The organism is Streptomyces sp. NPDC007205 (genome assembly GCF_040634095.1).
Lineage (GTDB): Bacteria > Actinomycetota > Actinomycetes > Streptomycetales > Streptomycetaceae > Streptomyces.
Genome location: NZ_JBEYEW010000145.1, coordinates 1 through 2,442 on the forward strand (window position 1 = coordinate 1; position 2,442 = coordinate 2,442).

The 2,442-nt window shown below is 62.8% G+C and carries 1 protein-coding gene and 2 pseudogenes; all 3 read left to right on the forward strand.

Annotated features, from left to right (window positions below; translation table 11 throughout):
- Positions 1–209: 209 nt before the first annotated feature.
- The 3 genes and pseudogenes from ABZ624_RS42640 to ABZ624_RS42650 all read left to right on the forward strand — a co-directional run bounded on the left by ABZ624_RS42640 (position 210) and on the right by ABZ624_RS42650 (position 2,291).
- Positions 210–964, forward strand: a pseudogene (locus tag ABZ624_RS42640) (IS5 family transposase).
- Positions 965–971: 7 nt separating this feature from the next.
- Positions 972–1,073, forward strand: a pseudogene (locus tag ABZ624_RS42645) (IS5/IS1182 family transposase); the annotation flags it as partial.
- A 321-nt stretch (positions 1,074–1,394) separates the two neighbouring features.
- The gene (locus tag ABZ624_RS42650; RefSeq protein WP_360101062.1) at positions 1,395–2,291 is read left to right on the forward strand and encodes a cystatin domain-containing protein; all 897 of its coding nucleotides are present in this window, start codon (positions 1,395–1,397) and stop codon (positions 2,289–2,291) included.
- The last annotated feature ends 151 nt before the right edge of the window (positions 2,292–2,442 follow it).

Genomic DNA, 2,442 nt, shown 5'->3' on the forward strand with positions numbered 1-2,442 from the left:
CTGCCAGCACGATCCGTTGCCCATCCAACCCGCTCACGCCAGACCAACGAACCACCAGGCAGAAAGCCACAAGTTAAAGATCTGCACGCCCTAAGAGATCCTAACAGAAGCCGTCGATCATGTGACTGTCAGCCTGATTGCTCGTTGGTCCGGTCGTGGGGAAGAGACAGTAGCGGCAGTGGAGCGTCTCGGACGAACTATGGGCGCGGATCGAGCCGTTACTGCCCAAACCGAGTCCAAAACTGGTCGAGGGCAGGCCGCGAATACCGGACCGGCAAGCCCTGTGCGGGATCCTGTTCGTGCTGCACACCGGCATCCAGTGGGAGACCTGCCCCAGGAGCTGGTCTTCGGCTCGGGCATGACCTGCTGGCGGCGCCTGGCCGCCTGGAACGAGGCTGGCGTCTGGAACGAGCTGCACCTCGTGCTGCTGAAGAAGCTGCGGGCCGCGAAGAAGCTGGACTGGTCCCGGGCGGTGATCGACTCCTCCCACGTCCGGGCGGCCCGACGCGACCCAAAGCGGACCCAGCCCGGTCGACCGCGCACGGCCCGGCAGCAAGCACCACGTCCTCACCGACGGGCAGGGCGCCCCGCTCGCGGTGTCGCTGACCGGCGGAAACCGCAACGTCGTCAGCCAGTTGCTACCCTTGCTGGACACGGTCCCGGCCGTGGCCGGCGTCGTCGGCCGACCCAGACGCCGACCCGATGCGCTCCTCGCAGACCGCGGCTACGACCACGACAAGTACCGGCACTTGCTGTGGCAGCGCGGCATCCGCCCGGTCATCGCTGAACGAGGCCAACCCCACGGCTCCAGCCTGGGCGTTTTCCGGTACTTGGTCGAACACACTATCGCCTGACTGCACGGCTTCCGCCGCCTGCGAATCCGCTGGGAACGGCGCGACACGAAGCCTTCCTCGGCCTCGCTACTTGCCTGATCACCCACCGCCACGTGCAGCGCCTTTGTTAGGGCCTCTAAGTCCTGGCGGACCCTGCACCGAGCACGCTGCTCAACCCGCCGCATCAGCCGCACCGTCCAAACCCTCCACGCCCTCTCGACCTGCGACTATTCAGGATGAAAGAGGTTCACTGGGCGTATCACCCGCCCGGGCGCCCGCCTCGATGGGTCTCTTGATCACCTCGGGCACGATGCGTGTCTGAGACCGGCGGCTTCCGGCCCGTTCATCGTGCGGGTGCGCCGTCCGAGTCCAGTGCGCCGCTGGACTCCCTGCGTCTCCCCTCCCGAAGAGTCGACAAAGGTGTTCCGCGTCACACCGCAAGTCGGCGAATACAGCGTGCGGAACGCGTCGCTCGCGGGTCCAAAGGACATACACGCCCCTCACCGACCGAGCAATGACCGGGGCGCTCGCCCCATCTAATTTCGTATACAAGGAGCCAAAATGACCGGGCAACACAAGAAGGCGCACAAGTCTTCAACTGTACTGGCAAACCGATATGCTGCAATTACTCTTTCACTGGGAGCAGTTCTCGGAATCGGTGCAGCCGGCGCAGCCCCTGCCATGGCCGAGTCGCAGCCCAGCGCGGCCTCGGAGGTCTCGCATCCGGGCAAGCCCGATTTCGAAGGAGCGCTTGGCGCACTGGTACAGAATGTGCACATGAAGGCGGCTCGGCGGCTGTACTGTCATGGGCATGAAACGGGCGTAGGCATGACTACGGAACCGGGTGAGGTCCGGGGGCGTTTCGCTATATCTTCCCGGCTCGCTGGTATGAATCTAAAGCAGTATGCCGAGATGACAGCCAAGGGGGAGTCAGGGAGTGCGGCCGGGAAAGAGGCGGAGAAATTTCTGAAGAATCTACAGAGCGGTAAACTCACCTCTGATGCGAACGAAACGCTCAAGCAAGAGGTGTTTGATCTTTCCAAGATTCTTAAGCAGATCACAGATCTCGTGGACCAGATCAAGGATCAGGTGATGGAAAAGGTTGACCCGGCGCCTCACAAGCCCTTCAAGCACGGGTGCGGCCACTCCGGCACGGAGAATCCGGGACACACAGGGTCTGATGGCGGCTGGCAACCGGTGAAGGACGTCACCGACCACCGCATCCAGCAGATCGCGGCGTGGGCGGTGAGCCAGGCTAACCGGGAACAACACCTCACAGATGACGCCGCATATCACGCTGTGTCTCTCCAGAGCGCCGAAACGCAGGTGGTGTCCGGGACCAACTACCGCCTCCGGATCCGGCTCGACCGCCCGAGCGCGCAGGTCGTAGAAGCGGTCGTCTACGAAATGCCGTGGGAGAACGTCCACAAGCTCACGTCCTTCAAGAAGGTCTCTTGACCAAACCCATTTGACCGGGTGCGCCCCTATGAGTTCCATCGCATAGGGGCGTTTCGGGAGTCTTAGTACTCCAGTCAGATTTCGTGTTCTGAGCTGGTTCTTCTTTGGTAGTGGCAGCGACGGGCGATGGCTTGGTGGTGTCTGCGCCAGT

Coding starts and splice junctions, on each gene's coding strand:
- ABZ624_RS42650 (WP_360101062.1), top strand. CDS start 1,395: ATGACCGGGCAACACAAGAAGGCGCACAAGTCTTCAACTGTACTGGCA.